This is a genomic window from Psychrobacter sp. LV10R520-6 (assembly GCF_900182925.1).
In the GTDB taxonomy this organism is placed as follows: Bacteria; Pseudomonadota; Gammaproteobacteria; order Pseudomonadales; family Moraxellaceae; genus Psychrobacter.
Genome location: NZ_LT900024.1, coordinates 2,379,969 through 2,399,695 on the forward strand (window position 1 = coordinate 2,379,969; position 19,727 = coordinate 2,399,695).

The following is a 19,727-nucleotide window of genomic DNA, read 5'->3' on the forward strand; positions in this document are numbered from 1 at the left end:
AAAAAACCGCTCTTAGCTATTTATATTTGGTTAGGAGCGGTTTTTATTTGCCTAAAATATTCAGTAGCCGTTAATCCGTCCAGGCATCACGATTGGCTTCGTCTTTGAGTTTGACAAAGTCATCAGGATTAAAGGTGATTTGCTCACCTGTTTTACCTTCTTTGATTTGTCGCTCATAGTCTCGTAGTATTCTTAGCGCCACTGGCGACAAGAGGACAATTGCTACTAAGTTGGTCAATGCCATTAGACCCATCGACAAATCAGCAAAGTTCCAAATAGCCGGTAAGCTAGCAACCGCCCCGACGAATACCATACCGAGCACTAGAAAACGAAACACCATAATCATTACTTTGGCGTTTCTGGCACCGGAGATAAATTCGAGGTTAGACTCACCATAGCTATAATTAGCAATGATAGAGGTGAACGAGAAGAAGAAAATGGCAATCGCTACAAAGATAACACCCAAGTCACCGACATATTGTGACAGCGCCAACTGAGTCAGCTGGATACCTTCTTGCTCAACATTAGGATCGACCACACCTGACAAGATAATGACTGAAGCAGTCGCTGTACAAATCACTAGCGTATCCATAAACACGCCCAGCATTTGCATAAAACCTTGTACTGCTGGATGATCAGGATAACTCTTTGCAGTAGCGGCAGCGTTGGGCGCTGAACCCATACCCGCTTCATTAGAGAATAAACCGCGCTTAATACCGTTGATCATCGCTTGAGCAATACCATAACCAATTACCCCACCTGCCGCTTGCTCGAAACCAACCTGCTAGCTCCTCGCCCATAATGCCCCCTTATTTACATATTTCGCATGTTTTCTATGTTCGTGTTATGACCAACATCACCTGCATTCTGAAATGCCTTAGTGATGCATCTCCGTCTCTCTACTTATTCATACTCGTTCAATTCTATGCTCATTCAAATACAAAGTATGTGATTGATATCATGTTGCTATATTTAATCGCTATATTTTAACTGACTGCCCCTAATTTAACTGTTTCATATTCTTATTTTAACTATTATTTATTATTAAACTTTTAAAAGGTTTTAAAATTATTTATTAAAAGACAATTATTATGAATTCCTAACTTTCATAAAAATTTTAGGACTTGATATTAGACCTCTTGCAAAAGTACCATTTCATTGACTTTCGCTAACGGAGTTATAAGAGCTGGCGATGACTTCCGCAAGAGGTCTATTTTGTATAAGATTGTATAAATCTCATGTAAATTAGAAAATCTTATTGTTATACCTTTTAACAATCATTCTATTAATTCTATTCCTAAAATAAATGCCATTTGTGCTGTATTAACTTTGAAATAGACATATAAATTTAAATCCTTAATATATATAAGGTGTTAGCATGTTATCCTAGCAATGTCATTTACTTTTACATTGTTTACCAACATAAGTTTTTTGTGGTGTCCACTAAAAAAATATTTTGTTACACTAAGTAATTTAAATTTACTTATTGTTAATTAAGTCAATATTGTATATATTCCTAATAAGTTCACAATTATCTCTTGCAATAATTTTTGGCATGAATAACTAAAAGAATAATAATTTAATAATCTTGTCAGGAAGATAAAGATAATAATAAGACAGCGGATTGTCATGCCCCACCGACCTTCCTCAATAAACACCATCATATTCATAAGATAAAATTAGTAAAACCCATAATTAATGTATCCATAACCAATATGAGACGTCATACAGATATTCTTTTAGGTTATTAAACTATTGTTCTACAATGCAATTTTTAGCAGTACCGAGCAATTTATGCCAGTTTTATAAGGCTTCGGTTTATAAAAACTAGCATAAATTTGCTCACTTTATTGGTAATTTTGGGTTGCTGAGACTAGTTAATTATTCTGATTTAGCTGTCTATGAAGCAAGTTTTATGATTGCAATATAGACACAATATCGCACTTTACGATAGACACTAAATCACAATGACTTGTTAGGCTCAAACTAGTAATCCTGTTTTTATGTCAGGCAAAAGGAGTTGTCCTATGGAGAACCACAGCGATTCATCCGGTTATTGGAAAGCCAATATCCGTCTCATTACAGGTAGCCTCGTCATTTGGGCTTTAGTTTCTTATGGTTTTGGCATCTTGCTACGTCCATTATTGTCAGGTATTAGGATAGGCGGTACCGATTTAGGTTTTTGGTTTGCACAACAAGGATCTATTGGCGTATTTATCATTTTAATCTTCTTCTACGCCTGGCGTATGAATAAATTAGATAAACAATATGGTGTAGACGAGGAATAGCCCTATGAGTCAATTTACGATTAATATTATTTTTGTGGGTCTATCCTTCGCTTTATACTTCGGTATTGCGATTTGGGCGCGCGCTGGTACGACAAGTGAGTTCTATGTGGCGGGCGGCGGCGTCCATCCCGTAGTGAATGGTATGGCAACGGCCGCTGACTGGATGAGTGCCGCGTCATTTATTTCTATGGCAGGTATTCTTGCTGCTGGTGGTTATGGTGCTTCAACCTACTTAATGGGTTGGACAGGTGGTTATGTACTACTGGCCATGCTCCTAGCGCCTTACTTACGTAAGTTTGGTAAGTTCACGGTGCCTGACTTTATTGGTGACCGTTTTTATTCTAAAACGGCAGCCATGATTGCAGTGGTCTGTTTGATTGTCGCCTCGACCACTTACGTTATCGGACAGATGACCGGTGCGGGCGTTGCGTTCTCACGCTTCTTAGAAGTTGAGAACGATACCGGTCTTATTATCGCTGCTGTCGTCGTATTCTTCTACGCGGTACTTGGTGGTATGAAAGGGATTACCTACACGCAGGTTGCGCAGTATGTGGTTCTAATGATTGCTTATACGATTCCTGCGGTCTTTATATCGCTTGAATTGACGGGCAATCCGATTCCAGGTTTTGGTTTGTTCTCAAACCATGTTGAGTCAGGTATACCCATCTTAACCAAGCTTGACCAAGTCGTCACCGATTTAGGCTTTACCGCTTATACCGCTGATGTGCCTAACAAGCTAAATATGGTGTTATTTACCTTATCACTCATGATTGGTACGGCAGGTCTACCACACGTTATCATTCGCTTCTTCACGGTTCCTAAAGTTGCTGATGCGCGCTGGACAGCCGGTTGGACATTGGTATTTATCTCGCTACTATACTTCACTGCTCCAGCAGTAGGTGCTATGGCGCGTCTAAACCTACTCGACACCATTTATCCACAAGGTGTTGACGAGCCTGCTCTTCCTTATGACCAACGTCCAGATTGGATGAAGACATGGGAAGATACCGGTCTTATTAAATATAACGACCTGAATAACGATGGTCGCATCCAGTTATATAGTGATAGTGGACTTGGCGCAGCAGAATTAGCATTAACTGCGGCAACAGCTGAAGGTGGCGACGTCGCTACAGCAACGACTACCGTTGAAGAAGCAAAAGCAGAACATGCTTTAGAACGTGATGGTATCTTTGTCGATAGAGGCTGGGCCGGTAACGAGCTCGATGTAAACGCTGACATCATAGTATTGGCTAACCCAGAAATCGCACAGCTACCACCATGGGTTATTGGTCTTATCGCAGCAGGCGGTTTGGCAGCAGCGCTATCAACGGCAGCTGGCCTACTACTCGCAATTTCATCAGCGATCAGTCATGACTTGATTAAAAGAAACCTTAATCCCAACATCAGTGATAAAGGCGAGCTAAAAGTAGCGCGTATCACCATGGGTGTGGCGATTGTCATTGCCACATGGTTGGGTATGAATCCACCAGGATTTGCCGCACAGGTGGTGGCATTAGCCTTTGGTATTGCAGGGGCATCACTGTTCCCTGTATTGATGATGGGTATTTTCTCTAAGCGTATTAACAACCTCGGCGCTATCGCTGGTATGTTAACGGGTCTGATTAGTATCTTAGTTTATATCTTTATTTTCAAAGGCTGGTTCTTCATCAGTGGTACTGCAAACTTCCCTGATACTGCAGAGTATTGGTTGTTCGGTATCTCGCCATTATCATTCGGCGCGGTAGGTGCTTTACTTAACTTTATCGTAGCATTCGCTGTTTCTTATGCTACTGCGCCACCACCACAACATATCCAAGAACTCGTGGAGAGCGTACGTTCTCCACGTGGTGCTGGCGGTGCCGTTGATCACTAAGCCCTATGTTCAATAAGCTTAGCTGCTACACGTATCACTGGTTACACCATAAATCACTCACAGGCAGCAGCTGCTTGTGAGTGATTTTTTTATCCTAGGATTGTTATAAATAAATTTATAATAAACGATTATTTTGTTAACCCGTTTCTAAAAATTAGAGAGAACGAGAAAGACAACCGCAAGTACTATAATGAGTAGGCTTAGGAAGTCTGACCACGTTAGCTTATTTTTTGATATTGGTATTAAATGCGCTGATTGCGTTAAGGAAAAGTCTTATGCTTTTTGAGTTTATCGCTACCATTGCCGCCGGATTCGGCCTAGCTGGAGTAGCACTTGTCATAACTCACCTCAGCAAACTCGCAGGTAAAAAGGCACCAAAATGGCTTATTCCATTGTTTGGCGCTATCGGTATCTTTGGCTTTCAAATACACCAAGAATACAGCTGGTTCGGTCAGCAGGTCGCTCAGCTTCCTGAGGGCGTCAATGTTGTTAAAAAAGTTGAAGAAAGCACATGGTTTCGCCCATGGTCATATGTTAAGCCCCAAATATTTCGCTTTATGGCCGCAGATAGCGGACAAGCCCGTGCTAACGTAGATAGTGAAGATATTTATTTGGTCAATTTATATTTATTTGAGAGACGTAGAAGTGTGCAGCAAGTGCCACAAGTTATCGACTGTACCGTACCTGCACGTGCAGACTATGTCTTACCAGAAAAAGGTAGTAAGCTGACGATTGATGAGCATATTAAGCAAACGACTCAATGGCGACCCTTAGAAAAAGACGATCCACTATTTATAAATGTTTGCTTAAGCAAAAAATAAGCGGATTATAAGTTGGCTAATAAGTATTTTCGTAGAGAAATATTGAAGGTATGGTCTTAATGATAGAAACTAATAACGCTTAGTGATACCTGTATAAGCATGCTTTGAGTTCGCCCCTAATAATAAGCCGGCGCATAGACCACCAAAGTGCGCCGCAAACGAGATACCCTGTTGCGGCATCAAACCCTGCTTAATAGTGAGCCAATACCCTGTGCCCATAACGATACAAGCTAACAGATACCCCCAACGCCTTGCGAACACGGCCCCACCTATCATATAACCGAGCATCGCAAAACACAGTCCTGACGCGCCGACATGAATCGATAATGGTGAGGCTATCAACCATGTCATTATGCCTGATGTGACAATGAGTTTAAGAATAGTACGGTAAGCATTATTTTCGAACAGGCCGAATAAAAATAATATCTGTAACAATACTAAGGTATTGCCCAGCAAATGGGCAAAGTTACCATGCATCGTCCACGAGGCAAACACACCTACCATACTACCCAAATCGAATGTACGCGGAACGATACCAAAAATATTCCACAGGCCAAATAGCGCAATTTTATTAAGAAAGAACATACCCCACATCGGTATCAGTACAAAAGCGTATAGGCCAATAACTTGTTTAAGTCGCGCCATAACCAGTGCAAATAACGGTTGCCACTTCATATCTCGCCTCTTCTATTTATCTTTATCTTTACTGTACTAAATCTATTCATTTTTACGCGAGCATCTCTGTGTTTTTAGCATGCAGTCTACCTTTATTATAGAGAGATAGACTTTATTACACGCTAATGGTTTACAGTAAAAATAGTTTGCTGCGCTGGCGTAAAGAATAATGATGACGCGTCTTTATCAGTAGCTAGGGAGCTATCAGCATGCAATAAAGACGCTGAATGATAAGGTACCAGTGCAGTGGGAACAAAGCTACGCGCCGCGTCAATATGTTTAATCGAATCATCAAAAAAGATATGCGGGGCAAAGGTTTTTAGCACCGCTGTTTTTTCAAGTCCTCCTAAAAAGAATGCCATATCTACATTAACCCCCCACTCACGTAAGGTCTTGATAGCTCGCAGATCAGCAGGTGCATTACGCGCCGTCACCAGTGCAATTTTTATTGGACAATGATGCAGACCTGCTGGTAGACGCGCTTGTAAGTTGGACAGCTTAATCAATAACTCTGCATAAGGACCCTTTTTGATAGGCATATCTCGCATCTGAGCTTCACGCTCATGAAAGGCACGCAAACCTTTTTGCTTATATAATAATTCCCCTGAATCATCGAATAATACTGCATCACCATCAAAAGCAATACACAGCTGCTCAGTATCCAGCTCATAGGTATTCACAGGAGTAGCATCCAATATCGCACAAGCACAAATATCAGCATCCGCTACTTGCTGGGCGTCATCGCGATTGGTGGTCAAAAATAAATCAATATTAAAATCGTCAATATAAGGCGCTACTGAACTACCCGATATGAATGCTGAACGCGAGATATTAAGCTTATGTTCACGAATAGCATTAAGTACCTGAATACCGGTATCTGGGCTACTTTTAGAAACAATAACCACTTCAACCAAAGGCGTTTCAATATCCGGATCTAATGCCGTGGATTGGTTACTCTGCTTATTTAAATTAAGTAAGGCTTTGATAAGAGGATAGCCTGCGCCAATACTCAGAGGATCATTTTCACGCTCTGCCATATAATCACGAAATTCTTTGATAGCTTCGGTAGGTCGTTGCTGCAACAACTTTAGTAGATAGTTTTCAGATTCTGACAAATCAAATAGGGCGGTTGCAGAAATTGCGACTATCAGGGTATTGCTAAAATCAACTGCCATAATTTTATCTACTTATAAGTTTTTATGTGCAAACACTTAAAGATTGAGGTTTATTGATTTTACTATATTTACCAGTTTAGACAAGGAGGAGAAAAGTTATGATAACGTCATCATTTTGTCATAGCCTCAAAATCATAAAATAAATCGATAACTTTACTCCATAAAAAACCATATTGTCATTACAACAATATGGTAAGAAAAACCAAGAACCAGCTTCTGACACTCATGATTCAAATAAAGGCTTATTTATTTATCTACTACACATAAGCCTCAACTTAATAACACCAGGGAAATGGCAGGGAAAGACACCAAAACAATCAATCGAATCAAGTCAGAGACAATGAAGGGCGCCACCCCGCGAAACATATCAGCAAGCTTGATATGCGGTGCCACCGCTTTAATCACAAAGATATTCATGCCCATTGGCGGGGTAATAAGCCCAAGTTCTACGGTTAATACCGTAATAATACCAAACCAAACGGGATCAAAGCCTAATGCTAGAATAATTGGGTATACCACAGGAATGGTAATCACCAACATCGCTAAGGCATCCATAAACAGCCCAAGCAAAAAGTACATGATCAAGATGCAGATTAAAACGATCATTGGACTAACGTCCAAACCACCAATCCATGCTGCGAGCGTATTAGACATTCGCGATACAGAAATGAAGTAGCCAAGGGCTTCTGCGCCTAACAGCATAAAGAATACGACCGCAGATAATGCTAAGGTCTCAATTAATGAGCGCTTTAGGCCATCCATTCTCATACCTTTAACAACAGCATAGCCCCAAGAAGCAAACGCCCCTACTGCGGCACCTTCAGTGGGCGTAAATAATCCAAAGAAAATACCAGCAATAATAACAATAAAAATAAAGCTAAAAGGGATAAGACCTGTCAAAGACACTATTTTAGCTTTCCACGGGGTTCGCTCGCCGCGCGGCGCCAGATGTGGCTTCCAGCGCACCATGATCATAACGGTAATAGAGTACATGACTATGCCTAAAATACCCGGTAAAAACCCAGCAATAAACATATCGCCAACTGATTGTTGGGTCAAGATAGCATAGACAAGAAGCGCGATACTCGGTGGAATCATGATCCCTAAGGTACCACCTGCGGCTAAAGCCCCACAGGCAAAACCCGGCTGGTAACCATGTTTTTCCATTTGTGGCAATGCCACTCGCGCCATAGTAGAAGCAGTCGCTAACGAGGATCCTGAAATAGAAGCAAAGATACCTGATGAGCCAATGCCAGCAATACCAAGGCTGCCTCTAACACCACCAAAAATAGTACGGGTAGAATCGAATAGTTTGGTCGCCATACCAGAATGAGTAGCAAAAACCCCCATTAATATAAACAAAGGAATGGCACTAAAATCATACTTTGCTAAGACATCTACCGGAATATCTTTTAGCATTTGTACAGCGCCACTAGGTGAGGTTACTGCCCCAAAGCCCACTAACCCTACCCCTAACATCGCCAAAGCAACAGGTACCCTGCCGACGACTAATAAAATCATGCATACTAAACCGATAGCACCAATAATTTCTGAACTCATGCGCCTGTCTCCTCGGCGTCAAAGAACTCGCCCGTTTTGAAAATATTAATGGATTCGATAAGGGCGCGAATAGCGAGCAAGGCACTTAAGAACGAACTTAGGGCATAAATGGGCATCATTGAGATTCTAAGATCTTGAGTCACTTTACCGAAATGAACGGCATCGACTGCACTCTCATATAGGCCCCATGTGAACACGATACCTATTAAGAAAAACCCCATCATAAAGGTACCCATCATGTAGCCTTTAATAGACTGCGGCATCTTTTGGGTAAAAACGTCTACTATAATCTGGGAACGTTCCACAAAGGCGGCAAATGCAGCCAGTAGCGCAAAAAGCATGAAATAAGAGACAATCTCCACGCCTCCTTTAATAGTGAACCCAAGCTCACCACCAGTGAGCTTGAATAAATAACGAGTGGCAACATCTGCAATAGTGGCGACAACAATGATGATTAAGCTGACACCACCAATGAACTGACATAATCTTGAAATAAAGCGACTGACTCTAACCAAAAATACCATGTGACAACTCCAATAGGTTAAACCTTACAGGCGATACTAGCCGCTTTAGCCTTTTCATAAACACCATCAGCATCTAGTCCTAAAGCTTTAACATCACTAAGATATTTTTGTGTGCCTTTTTCAAGAGGGCCTTTCCAGTCTGGGTTATTGAGCGGGTCTGGAATATCAATGACCTCATCCCCTTTATCTATAGCAGCTTGCAGAGCAATATCATCATGCTTATCAAATACTTTACCAACCTTTTTCGCTAGAGCCATACCTGAATTGTCGTCAATCACTTTTTTCAAATCATCAGGTAGTCTGTCGTAGCTGTCTTGATTCATAGTCACCATAAGCGCAGAGCTATAGAACGGTATATTAGTATGATACTTCGTTATTTCATCAATTTTAAAAGTTGTGACTGCTTCCCATGGGAAACTTAGCCCGTCAACGACCCCGCGCTGTAGAGAGGTGTACATATCATTAGCAGGTAATCCTACGGGAGAGGCACCCATGCTCTCAATAATGTCACCTGCCACTGCTGAAGGGCGACGGATACGCATACCTTTCATATCTTCAGGGGTTCTAATCAATTTATTAGTAGTATGTAGTGTTCCAGGCCCAGCACCATACATAAATAGCAGATGCGAGTCTTTATACTCATCGGCAAGAGTGCCATCTTCATAAAGGGTTTGCAGCATGCAACCCATCTGGGTTGCCGAGCTTGATAGCCCTGGAAGTTCAGCAATCTGGGTTAGTGGGAATCGGCCGCTGGTATAACCATGCGCTTGAGAGCCAATATCTATTGTACCTTTAGCAGCAGCTTCATAGGTAACATCTGCCTTACTAAGGGTCGCTGATGGATAAAGCTCAACTTTGAGACGGCCATTAGAGTCTGTTTCTATTTGTTCAGCCCAGGGTTTAAACACTTCTTGATTAATAGAAGAAGTCGCAGGCCAAAAATGTGAAAAACGCAGAGTAGTGGTTTCTTGAGAGGAGGCAGCCGCAGAATCACCGCCAGTATCAGATGAATTAGAACAACCCATTAGGCTGAGTGCTGCTAAAGCACCTATTGAAAAAAGAGGAGCGAATTTCATTACCAATTCCTTTTGATAATTATTAAAAAAATAAGAGCCTACCTATCAATTAGCTTGAAGGATCAAATATTATTTAAATCGTATTTAGTGTTGATCAATAGATAGCTCTCTATAATATTTACGAATAACTGTAATTAAATCAAATTTAAACTGCTATTTAGAATTAAAGATGCTGCCTAAAATTAGCAGCTATAACGATAGGTGTCAAATCATTTTAGATAATAAAGGTACAAACCTTGGCAATAACTGCCATATCATACCTTTGATTGGTTAAACCTTACAGGCGATACTAGCCGCTTTAGCCTTTTCATAAACACCATCAGCATCTAGTCCTAAAGCTTTAACATCACTAAGATATTTTTGTGTTCCCTTTTCGAGTGGACCTTTCCAGTCTGGATCGTTAAGAGGATCTGGAATTTCAATAACCTCATCTCCTTTATCTATAGCAGCTTGCAGAGCAATATCATCATGCTTATCAAATACTTCCCCAACTTTTTTCGCAAGCGCCATACCTGAGTTATCATCTATCACTTTTTTCAAATCATCAGGTAATCTGTCATAGCTGTCTTGATTCATAGTGACCATCAAAGCAGAGCTATAGAATGGAATATTCGTATGATATTTCGTTAATTCATCAATCTTAAAGGTTGTAACCGCTTCCCATGGGAAACTTAAACCATCAACAACACCGCGCTGTAGAGACGTGTACATATCATTAGCAGGTAATCCTACAGGAGAAGCACCCATACTCTCAATAATGTCACCAGCAACCGCAGAAGGCCTACGAATACGCATACCTTTCATATCTTCAGGCGTTCGAATCAGCTTGTTGGTAGAGTGAAGTGCTCCTGGGCCAGTAGCGTACATAAACAAAATATGTGAATCTTGATACTCACCAGCAATAGTGCCATCTTCATACAAGGTTTGTAGCATACAGCCCGTCTGGGTCGAAGAGCTAGATAGCCCTGGAAGCTCTGCAATTTGGGTCAAAGGAAAGCGGCCACTGGTATAGCCATGAGCTTGAGAGCCAATATCTATTGTACCTTTAGCAGCAGCTTCATAGGTGACATCTGCCTTACTAAGGGTCGCTGAAGGATATAGCTCTACTTTTAAGCGTCCATTGGATTCTTCTGCTATCTTTTTGGCCCAAGGTTCAAAGACTTCTTGGTTGATAGAAGAGGTGGCTGGCCAAAAATGCGAGAAACGCAACGTAGTGGTTTCTTGAGAGGAGGCAGCCGCAGAATCACCGCCAGTATCAGATGAATTAGAACATCCCATAAGGCTGAGTGCTGCTATCGCACCTATTGAGAAAAGAGGAGCAAGTTTCATTACCAATTCCTTTTGATAATTATTAAAAAAAATAAGAGTCTATTTATTAATCTACTAAATAAATGATATATTTCTAAATCTCATTTAGCGTTAATTAATAAATGACTCTGTATGGTATTCAACAACAACTATTATTAATTTAAATTTAAACAACTATTTAGAATTAAAGGTGCTGATTAGAATTAAAGGTGCTGATTGAAAATAGCAGCTATAATGATAAGTGTCAAATCATTTTATGGGTAAGTATGAGAGGCACATTACCTTAATATTAAGTTATTCATGACATTAAAAATATTTCCATCAGGCAAAGAAAAGCCCCCTTCGCTAACGCGAAGGGGGCTTTATCTAGTATAGAGAGCTGACGATGACCTACTCTCACATGGGCGAACCCACACTACCATTGGCGCGATGATGTTTCACTTCTGAGTTCGGGAAGGGATCAGGTGGTTCCATCATGCTATTGTCGTCAGCAAAGGGGGTTAGATATGAGTCTGTTTTAGTTTTACTTATTTTGACTAAGTATCACTTAACCTAACTGAATCAAGGTTAAAGGTGATATCGAAATATATTTATATTCTATAGCATGAAGCTATACAAGATAGATTAATTAGAGCTTTCATACAAACCACTTGGGTGTTGTATGGTCAAGCCAAACGAGCAATTAGTACAGGTTAGCTACACACATCGCTGTGCTTCCACACCCTGCCTATCAACGTCGTAGTCTTCAACGGCTCTTTAGGGAAATCTTATCTTGAGGTGGGCTTCCCGCTTAGATGCTTTCAGCGGTTATCCCATCCGAACGTAGCTACCGGGCAATGCCACTGGCGTGACAACCCGAACACCAGAGGTTCGTCCACTCTGGTCCTCTCGTACTAGGAGCAGATCCTCTCAAATTTCCAACGCCCACGGTAGATAGGGACCGAACTGTCTCACGACGTTCTAAACCCAGCTCGCGTACCTCTTTAAATGGCGAACAGCCATACCCTTAGGACCTGCTTCAGCCCTAGGATGAGATGAGCCGACATCGAGGTGCCAAACACCGCCGTCGATATGAACTCTTGGGCGGTATCAGCCTGTTATCCCCAGAGTACCTTTTATCCGTTGAGCGATGGCCCTTCCATACAGAACCACCGGATCACTAAGACCTACTTTCGTACCTGCTCGACTTGTGGGTCTCGCAGTTAAGCGCGCTTTTGCCTTTATACTCTATGAACGATTTCCGACCGTTCTGAGCGCACCTTCGTACTCCTCCGTTACTCTTTAGGAGGAGACCGCCCCAGTCAAACTACCCACCATACATTGTCCTCGGTATTGTTATACCTGAGTTAGAACCCCGACATGACCAGGGTGGTATTTCAAGATTGGCTCCACAAACACTAGCGTGTCTGCTTCAAAGCCTCCCACCTATCCTGCACAAGTCAGGTCAAAGTTCAATGTAAAGCTGTAGTAAAGGTTCACGGGGTCTTTCCGTCTAGCCGCGGGTACACAGCATCTTCACTGCGATTTCGATTTCACTGAGTCTCTGCTGGAGACAGCGCTGCCGTCATTATGCCATTCGTGCAGGTCGGAACTTACCCGACAAGGAATTTCGCTACCTTAGGACCGTTATAGTTACGGCCGCCGTTTACTGGGGCTTCGATCAAGAGCTTCGCTTACGCTAACCCCATCAATTAACCTTCCAGCACCGGGCAGGCATCACACCCTATACGTCCACTTTCGTGTTTGCAGAGTGCTGTGTTTTTAATAAACAGTTGCAGCAGCCTGGTATCTGCGACTGCCGATAGCTTACGGAGCAAGTCCTTCACCATCAGCAGCGTACCTTCTCCCGAAGTTACGGTACCATTTTGCCTAGTTCCTTCAGCAGAGTTCTCTCAAGCGCCTTGGTATTCTCTACCTGATCACCTGTGTCGGTTTAGGGTACGATTCGTTTATAACTATTGCTTAGAAGCTTTTCCTGGAAGCATGGTATTTGCCACTTCACTGTACAAGTACAGCTTGCTATCAGATCTCGGTATAGAACAGTCCGGATTTGCCTAAACTGTAAACCTACATCTTTCCACCTGGACAACCATCGCCAGGCTGGCATAACCTTCTCCGTCCCTCCATCGCATTATAAACAAGTATCAGAATATTAACTGATTTCCCATCGACTACGCCTTTCGGCCTCGCCTTAGGGGTCGACTCACCCAGCCCCGATTAACGTTGGACTGGAACCCTTGATCTTCCGGCGTGCGAGCTTTTCACTCGCATTATCGTTACTCACGTCAGCATTCGCTCTTGTGATACCTCCAGCATGCCTTACGACACACCTTCACAGGCTTACACAACGCTCCCCTACCACTTGAAAACAAATTCAAATCCGCAGCTTCGGCTCCTAGTTTGAGCCCCGTTACATCTTCCGCGCGGGCCGACTCGACTAGTGAGCTATTACGCTTTCTTTAAAGGATGGCTGCTTCTAAGCCAACCTCCTAGCTGTCTATGCCTTCCCACCTCGTTTCCCACTTAACTAGGAATTTGGGGCCTTAGCTGGCGGTCTGGGTTGTTTCCCTCTCCACAATGGACGTTAGCACCCACTGTGTGTCTCCCGGATATCACTCATCGGTATTCGGAGTTTGCATCGGTTTGGTAAGTCGGTATGACCCCCTAGCCGAAACAGTGCTCTACCCCCAATGGTGTTCGTCCGAGGCGCTACCTAAATAGCTTTCGGGGAGAACCAGCTATCACCGAGTTTGATTAGCCTTTCACCCCTATCCACAAGTCATCCCCTAGCTTTTCAACGATAGTGGGTTCGGTCCTCCGGTGCCTGTTACGGCACTTTCAACCTGCTCATGGATAGATCACTCGGTTTCGGGTCTATGCCCTGCAACTAGTCGCCCTATTAAGACTCGGTTTCCCTACGGCTCCCCTAAATGGTTAACCTCGCTACAGAACATAAGTCGCTGACCCATTATACAAAAGGTACGCGGTCACCCTAATAAATTAAGGCTCCCACTGCTTGTACGCACACGGTTTCAGGTTCTATTTCACTCCCCTCACAGGGGTTCTTTTCGCCTTTCCCTCACGGTACTGGTTCACTATCGGTCAGTCAGGAGTATTTAGCCTTGGAGGATGGTCCCCCCATCTTCAAACAGGATTTCTCGTGTCCCGCTCTACTTAATATGTTAACTCTAGAATTTAAAATACAGGACTATCACCTACTACGGTCAGCTTTCCCACGCTGTTCTTCTATTCTAGAATTAATCGGCTTCTCCCCGTTCGCTCGCCGCTACTTGGGGAATCTCATTTGATGTCTATTCCTAAGGGTACTGAGATGTTTCACTTCCCCTCGTTCGCTTCTTGTACAAGTACAAGATACCTACCTTATGGTAGGTGGGTTTCCCCATTCAGAAATCTCCGGATCACAGGATATTGCCGCCTCCCCGAAGCTTATCGCAGGCTGTCACGTCTTTCATCGCCTCTGACTGCCAAGGCATCCACCGTGTGCGCTTCATTACTTGACCATACAACCCCAAGTAGTCTTTCAACTATCTAGTGTTGTATCAGTCTAATTATGATAACGATATCACCTATGTTTATACGCTTGATTCAGTTCTCTTTTTTATTTGATAATCAATCCCCTGGGATAACAACTGATGTCGTTAAGAGCATTGATTATCAGGTTAGAAACAACACGTGAACATGTTGTTCCTAACCCAGACTCATATCTATGTTTTTAAATAGTTCCTACTCTCTCGTCGAGTAGTAGGTTCTGTATAAAACAGAAAGAAGTAATCTTATGATATAGTTCATATATCTGAATCACTTTTTTCTATGTTATTCGCACACCAAGCTATTTATCATTTATTATGGTGGAGCCAAACGGAGTCGAACCGTTGACCTCCTGCGTGCAAGGCAGGCGCTCTACCAGCTGAGCTATGGCCCCTGAGCGAGGATACAATCGAAGCACTGCTTCGATCCGAGCGCAAGAGTAAATCCCTTAAAGGGAATTTGCTAATGGCTACTTCACCTATGTGGATAAATGGTGGGTCTGATAAGACTTGAACTTATGACCCCCGCGTTATCAACACGGTGCTCTAACCAGCTGAGCTACAGACCCTGAGAGCCGTTAATACAGAGCATCGCTCTGTTAGGCTCGCAAGAGGACATTCCTTAAAGGGAATCTCCTGTCGTCTGCCAACTACGGCTAAAGCTAATAAATAATAGCTTAAACTAAAGAACAACTTGTTGTGAATTCTTGCTGACCGAATGCGTCTATAAGGAGGTGATCCAGCCGCAGGTTCCCCTACGGCTACCTTGTTACGACTTCACCCCAGTCGCCAACCACACCGTGGTGAACGCCATCCCAAAGGTTAGGCTATCCACTTCTGGTGCAATCAACTCCCGTGGTGTGACGGGCGGTGTGTACAAGGCCCGGGAACGTATTCACCGCGGCATTCTGATCCGCGATTACTAGCGATTCCTACTTCATGGAGTCGAGTTGCAGACTCCAATCTGGACTACGATAGGCTTTTTGAGATTCGCATCACATCGCTGTGTAGCTGCCCTCTGTACCTACCATTGTAGCACGTGTGTAGCCCTGGTCGTAAGGGCCATGATGACTTGACGTCGTCCCCGCCTTCCTCCAGTTTGTCACTGGCAGTATCCTTAGAGTTCCCGGCTTAACCCGCTGGTAACTAAGGACAAGGGTTGCGCTCGTTGCGGGACTTAACCCAACATCTCACGACACGAGCTGACGACAGCCATGCAGCACCTGTATTCTAATTCCCGAAGGCACTCCCGCATCTCTGCAGGATTCTAGATATGTCAAGACCAGGTAAGGTTCTTCGCGTTGCATCGAATTAAACCACATGCTCCACCGCTTGTGCGGGCCCCCGTCAATTCATTTGAGTTTTAGCCTTGCGGCCGTACTCCCCAGGCGGTCTACTTATTGCGTTAGCTGCGTCACTAAGTCCTCAAGGGACCCAACGACTAGTAGACATCGTTTACGGCGTGGACTACCAGGGTATCTAATCCTGTTTGCTACCCACGCTTTCGAGCCTCAGTGTCAGTATGATGCCAGAAGGCTGCCTTCGCCATCGGTATTCCTCCAGATCTCTACGCATTTCACCGCTACACCTGGAATTCTACCTTCCTCTCACCTACTCTAGCCTAACAGTTTCAGATGCAGTTCCCAGGTTAAGCCCGGGGATTTCACATCTGACTTATCAAGCCACCTACGCTCGCTTTACGCCCAGTAATTCCGATTAACGCTTGCACCCTCTGTATTACCGCGGCTGCTGGCACAGAGTTAGCCGGTGCTTATTCTGCAGCTAATGTCATCGTCTGTGGGTATTAACCACAGAGTCTTCTTCACTGCTTAAAGTGCTTTACAACCAAAAGGCCTTCTTCACACACGCGGCATGGCTGGATCAGGCTTTCGCCCATTGTCCAATATTCCCCACTGCTGCCTCCCGTAGGAGTCCGGGCCGTGTCTCAGTCCCGGTGTGGCTGATCATCCTCTCAGACCAGCTACAGATCGTCGCCATGGTAGGCCTTTACCCCACCATCTAGCTAATCCGACTTAGGCTCATCTAATAGCGAGAGCAGTAAACTGCCCTCTTTCTCCCGTAGGTCGTATGCGGTATTAATTCGAGTTTCCCCGAGCTATCCCCCACTACTAGGTAGATTCCTAAGTGTTACTCACCCGTCCGCCGCTCGACGCCTGGTAGCAAGCTACCATCGTTTCCGCTCGACTTGCATGTGTTAAGCCTGCCGCCAGCGTTCAATCTGAGCCATGATCAAACTCTTCAGTTTAATCTTGCTATGTAACCCTTTAAAGAGGTTACTAAACTTGGCTCATTTAATCTGGCAATTATACGCTCGTAATTATGTTCGTAATGAATTAACTTTGAGTTTTCTTGCTGTCTTAAATGATAATTTTTATAGTTAGCATCGGCTCGAAAAGAGACTCAACCAACTTTATTTTTTAGCATTCTGAATCAGCAAAAATCCACACAAGTTGTTCTTTAGTTATGCTTTTAAATAGTGTTTATCCACTGTCGTCCAGTAAATAATTGTCTTGCTAATCAATCAAAGCAATTTGCTTATCTCGTTTAGCGAGCTGACTAGTATAGCATCGTTTGACACCCTGTCAACCCTTTGTTCTAATTCGTTTCAGTAAGTTGGGCAGGTCATAAGTAGGTCACTTATGTCGCTGGCTTCCTTTGCTGAGGGGCGTATTATAGACGCTTTTTATGCTGTGTCAAGAACTTATTTTTAATTGGTTTTAAAGCTTAATTTCAAACTCTGTTTGCCAATCTCGCTAGCTTCTTATTCTATACTAGCTTCTTATTCTATAAATAGTATCTATATTATTCAAAGCAGCTTCGTTCCGATAGGGGCGCATTATACGCAGTTTTGATTGGGCGTCAAGGGGTTTTGATGGTTTTTCAATCAATATTAATCACTACTTTAATACTATGATAGTTATCAATAGCTTGGGGCTATCCATCACTCATAATTAACTAAATCTATCCCATTAGATAATAATGCTCTTCTTTTTTATATAGCTACTCACCATTTTATACTCTATTTATAGTTTACCTACTTTTTTAAAGAAAGCTTTATAGGCTTCGACTTTTTTATCTAAGCCTAATGGATAGGCACGCGATGTTGATGGCAGTCTATACAGTGTTAAATCATTGACCTGTCCTGAGCTTGAGCTTTTATCCATGTCTTGCCATTGGTACGGATAATCTATGCTTTGGTTGGTTTTAGGATACTTGGACTTAATTGGCGGTGTATTAAGTAGGTTAAGTAATACCTCAGTTGCCTTGCCGCCTGTGGTAAATAACGCTTCGACTTTTGGCACTTGCAACAAAATGCTATCTAAATCAACCGTTGTGACGACTGTTAGATTTTTATCTGAGGCGTTACCCGTCTCTCGAATCGCTTGTACTACTGTGGGGCAAGAGGCAATACCGCGCTCGAACATGAAGGCGCGGATACACTCAGGATCAAAACGCTTTTCCTCCCCTACTCTGAAATAGTCAGCGTCATCAAAGAATACCCGTCCATAAATACGCCACATATCATTATAGAAATTAGGATAATGAAAGCTCATTGCCCATTTATCAGCGGTCGGTGGAAACGTTCCCATCATCATGACCGTCGCATCTGGTGGTAAGACCGGGCCAAAGGGATGCGTTTCGATATTCGCTGTTTCTGTTTTTAAAGTTTGTGACCATACAAAGTCGTTAGCAGGTTTTGATGGATCGGTGTGAGTATTCAATAGTGGTTTAGTCATGATATTCTTCATCAGAAAAGGTGTTTTTTTGGTATCATAGCAAGCGTAAACGCTGCTTAAAGTGCAATGGCTTTGATATAGTTGTGCTTGATTGTCATAAGACTTGTTATGAACCGCTATTTATAGTTGTTGATCGGATAAACTTATTTCTAATTGCTTATCTCTAATTACTATAAAAGCCTGGGCTATATAGTCAATATACGATTTGTTAGTTATACCGATAGCTGTATAGTTGAATTAACCCGTAAAATAGCTAAATTCAAAGTACCGTTTTGCAGTGTGTCTATTTGCCGATTGTCCATATAAGTGTCTATATTGTTTATCGCAGTGGCTACTCTAATAGTGATACTGCGGGAACATACGACCAAAACTAAGAGAGTACTCATGAGTGACCTAAAAATTACCGTAATTGATCATCCGTTAGTACGCCATAAGCTCAGCCTAATGCGTGAAAAAGACTGTAGTACTTATAAATTTCGTACGCTAACTAAAGAGCTTGCCCGCCTAATGGCTTATGAGGCAAGTCGCGATTTTGAGATTGAAACCTTTCCGATGGAAGGCTGGTGCGGTGATATTACTGGTGAGCAAATCATTGGTAAGACGGCGACGATTGTACCGATTCTGCGTGCCGGTCTTGGTATGTTAGATGGGGTGCTCGACTTAATTCCAACGGCTAAAATCTCGGTTGTAGGCTTACAGCGTGACGAAGAAACCTTGCAACCTGTGCCGTTCTTTGAAAAATTCGTCAGTCATATGGACAAACGTCCTGCGATTATCATTGATCCGATGCTAGCAACTGGTGGCTCAATGATTGCTACTATTGAGATGCTCAAAAAACACGGCTGTAAAAATATTAAAGCATTAGTGTTGGTCGCAGCACCCGAAGGTGTCCGCTTGGTCAATGAAGCGCATCCTGACGTGACGCTCTATACTGCGGCATTAGATAGCCGTCTGGATGAACACGGCTATATCATCCCAGGTCTTGGTGATGCTGGTGATAAAATCTTTGGTACCAAACAGATTTAATACACATAACACCATCAATAACGGCGATAAAGAACGCTTTGTCACTAGCAAGGGTCATTGATGACTGCCACTAATAACTTATTACTAATAACAGG

At 42.9% G+C, this 19,727-nt stretch carries 11 protein-coding genes, 2 tRNA genes, 3 rRNA genes and 1 pseudogene; 4 read left to right on the forward strand and 13 right to left on the reverse strand.

All coding sequences use genetic code 11. The features are described 5' to 3' along the window. Window positions 1-70 precede the first annotated feature (70 nt). Window positions 71-766 (reverse strand): annotated as a pseudogene (locus tag U1P77_RS09855) (alanine/glycine:cation symporter family protein); the annotation flags it as partial. 1,261 nt (window positions 767-2,027) lie between these two features. Here U1P77_RS09855 and U1P77_RS09860 point away from each other — a divergent pair. From U1P77_RS09860 to U1P77_RS09870, 3 genes are all read left to right on the forward strand, one after another. Further along, window positions 2,028-2,288: a DUF4212 domain-containing protein gene (locus tag U1P77_RS09860; RefSeq protein WP_321154841.1), complete on the forward strand. Its 261-nt coding sequence runs from the start codon at window positions 2,028-2,030 to the stop codon at window positions 2,286-2,288. A gap of 4 nt (window positions 2,289-2,292) precedes the next feature. Further along, on the forward strand, window positions 2,293-4,161 hold the full coding sequence (locus U1P77_RS09865) for a sodium:solute symporter family protein (RefSeq protein ID WP_321154842.1): 1,869 nt from the start codon (window positions 2,293-2,295) through the stop codon (window positions 4,159-4,161). 275 nt (window positions 4,162-4,436) lie between these two features. Next, entirely contained in the window at window positions 4,437-4,982 is a 546-nt protein-coding gene (locus tag U1P77_RS09870) for a hypothetical protein (protein ID WP_321154843.1), read from the forward strand. Window positions 4,983-5,051: 69 nt separating this feature from the next. Here U1P77_RS09870 and U1P77_RS09875 read toward each other — a convergent pair whose 3' ends face one another. From U1P77_RS09875 to U1P77_RS09930, 12 genes are all read right to left on the reverse strand, one after another. Next, window positions 5,052-5,657, reverse strand: a complete 606-nt coding sequence (locus tag U1P77_RS09875; RefSeq protein WP_321154844.1) for a rhomboid family intramembrane serine protease — start codon at window positions 5,655-5,657, stop codon at window positions 5,052-5,054. A 122-nt stretch (window positions 5,658-5,779) separates the two neighbouring features. Beyond that, window positions 5,780-6,832, reverse strand: coding sequence for a 5'-nucleotidase (locus U1P77_RS09880; RefSeq protein WP_321154845.1), 1,053 nt, complete (start codon window positions 6,830-6,832; stop codon window positions 5,780-5,782). 270 nt (window positions 6,833-7,102) lie between these two features. Beyond that, entirely contained in the window at window positions 7,103-8,392 is a 1,290-nt protein-coding gene (locus U1P77_RS09885) for a TRAP transporter large permease (protein ID WP_321154646.1), read from the reverse strand. Continuing rightward, window positions 8,389-8,916 (reverse strand): TRAP transporter small permease, encoded by a 528-nt coding sequence (locus U1P77_RS09890; protein WP_321154647.1) that lies wholly within the window; start codon window positions 8,914-8,916, stop codon window positions 8,389-8,391. The genes U1P77_RS09885 and U1P77_RS09890 overlap by 4 nt, the downstream gene beginning before the upstream one ends. A 17-nt stretch (window positions 8,917-8,933) precedes the next feature. Continuing rightward, a complete protein-coding gene (locus U1P77_RS09895; protein WP_321154846.1) occupies window positions 8,934-9,992 on the reverse strand; it encodes a TRAP transporter substrate-binding protein in 1,059 nt (352 codons plus the stop codon). Window positions 9,993-10,262: 270 nt separating this feature from the next. Continuing rightward, complete coding sequence (locus tag U1P77_RS09900) at window positions 10,263-11,321, reverse strand: TRAP transporter substrate-binding protein (RefSeq protein ID WP_321154847.1); 1,059 nt, start codon at window positions 11,319-11,321, stop codon at window positions 10,263-10,265. A 356-nt stretch (window positions 11,322-11,677) separates the two neighbouring features. Then, window positions 11,678-11,792, reverse strand: a 5S ribosomal RNA gene (gene rrf, locus U1P77_RS09905). A 169-nt stretch (window positions 11,793-11,961) separates the two neighbouring features. Further along, window positions 11,962-14,821, reverse strand: a 23S ribosomal RNA gene (locus U1P77_RS09910). Window positions 14,822-15,167: 346 nt separating this feature from the next. Further along, window positions 15,168-15,243 (reverse strand) — tRNA-Ala (locus U1P77_RS09915). 97 nt (window positions 15,244-15,340) lie between these two features. Next, window positions 15,341-15,417 (reverse strand) — tRNA-Ile (locus U1P77_RS09920). Window positions 15,418-15,575: 158 nt separating this feature from the next. Continuing rightward, window positions 15,576-17,114, reverse strand: a 16S ribosomal RNA gene (locus U1P77_RS09925). The 16S, 23S and 5S rRNA genes sit together here with 2 tRNA genes alongside, the layout of an rRNA operon. Before the next feature lie 778 nt (window positions 17,115-17,892). Then, a complete protein-coding gene (locus U1P77_RS09930; RefSeq protein WP_321154848.1) occupies window positions 17,893-18,606 on the reverse strand; it encodes a uracil-DNA glycosylase family protein in 714 nt (237 codons plus the stop codon). 384 nt (window positions 18,607-18,990) lie between these two features. Here U1P77_RS09930 and upp point away from each other — a divergent pair, with 384 nt between their 5' ends. Next, window positions 18,991-19,632: a uracil phosphoribosyltransferase gene (gene upp, locus U1P77_RS09935; RefSeq protein WP_321154849.1), complete on the forward strand. Its 642-nt coding sequence runs from the start codon at window positions 18,991-18,993 to the stop codon at window positions 19,630-19,632. Window positions 19,633-19,727 lie beyond the last annotated feature (95 nt).

What these genes read in the sequence shown, in the direction of transcription:
- U1P77_RS09900 (WP_321154847.1), bottom strand. Translation starts at nt 11,321, where the DNA reads ATGAAACTTGCTCCTCTTTTCTCAATAGGTGCGATAGCAGCACTCAGC.
- U1P77_RS09890 (WP_321154647.1), bottom strand. Translation starts at nt 8,916, where the DNA reads ATGGTATTTTTGGTTAGAGTCAGTCGCTTTATTTCAAGATTATGTCAG.
- U1P77_RS09885 (WP_321154646.1), bottom strand. Translation starts at nt 8,392, where the DNA reads ATGAGTTCAGAAATTATTGGTGCTATCGGTTTAGTATGCATGATTTTA.
- U1P77_RS09930 (WP_321154848.1), bottom strand. Translation starts at nt 18,606, where the DNA reads ATGACTAAACCACTATTGAATACTCACACCGATCCATCAAAACCTGCT.
- U1P77_RS09865 (WP_321154842.1), top strand. Translation starts at nt 2,293, where the DNA reads ATGAGTCAATTTACGATTAATATTATTTTTGTGGGTCTATCCTTCGCT.
- U1P77_RS09895 (WP_321154846.1), bottom strand. Translation starts at nt 9,992, where the DNA reads ATGAAATTCGCTCCTCTTTTTTCAATAGGTGCTTTAGCAGCACTCAGC.
- upp (WP_321154849.1), top strand. Translation starts at nt 18,991, where the DNA reads ATGAGTGACCTAAAAATTACCGTAATTGATCATCCGTTAGTACGCCAT.
- U1P77_RS09860 (WP_321154841.1), top strand. Translation starts at nt 2,028, where the DNA reads ATGGAGAACCACAGCGATTCATCCGGTTATTGGAAAGCCAATATCCGT.
- U1P77_RS09880 (WP_321154845.1), bottom strand. Translation starts at nt 6,832, where the DNA reads ATGGCAGTTGATTTTAGCAATACCCTGATAGTCGCAATTTCTGCAACC.
- U1P77_RS09875 (WP_321154844.1), bottom strand. Translation starts at nt 5,657, where the DNA reads ATGAAGTGGCAACCGTTATTTGCACTGGTTATGGCGCGACTTAAACAA.
- U1P77_RS09870 (WP_321154843.1), top strand. Translation starts at nt 4,437, where the DNA reads ATGCTTTTTGAGTTTATCGCTACCATTGCCGCCGGATTCGGCCTAGCT.